This is a genomic window from Flavobacterium rhizophilum (assembly GCF_046000485.1).
GTDB classification, from domain to species: Bacteria; Bacteroidota; Bacteroidia; order Flavobacteriales; family Flavobacteriaceae; genus Flavobacterium; species Flavobacterium rhizophilum.
The window spans coordinates 1-543 of record NZ_JBELQB010000062.1 but is presented as its reverse complement, the minus strand read 5'-3'; the positions used below and the strand labels follow the sequence as shown (position 1 = coordinate 543).

At 42.2% G+C, this 543-nt stretch carries 1 pseudogene; it reads right to left on the bottom strand.

The window, feature by feature from the left end:
• Window positions 1-543: pseudogene (locus ABS768_RS17755) on the bottom strand (hypothetical protein); the annotation flags it as partial.

Genomic DNA, 543 nt, shown 5'->3' with positions numbered 1-543 from the left:
GAATGGGACGGTGAATTGTAGTGCAGTAACTCCAGGGTAGTGTGGTAAACCGGTTTTTGATTTGTTTTAGAAAGTAGCCATGCGGTAAAGCCCAGTACAAAGAGGTCTTCTTTTTCATCAGGCTTTAGTAAACCCAGTACCTCTGCTTTAAAACCGGGGGTTTTTATAATATCAGTATTTAGCAAATACTTTTCAACCAGCAGTGCATACTGCATAACCCGGTTTTCTTTTACCTCCAATAAATATTTTTTATAGCGCTTTTTAAAGCTTTTAAGTTGTGAGAGGGCTAGCTCAGTATACTCAAATTCAGCCAGTATAATAATAGCAAGCAGGGCTTTGCGTATGGCCCACACCATACCCATACGCTTTTCATACCAGCTGTCAGTATGGTTAAAACTGTTCATTACTTTCAGGGCCTTTTTATCGCTTTGCTGTGTATACATCATGGCGAGGCACAATTGCAGGTCGTTCACATCAACACTGTTTCGGTGTGGTGCGGGTGCGGCTAATGCCTTTTCGGTAACAGCTATAGCAGTAGCGGCA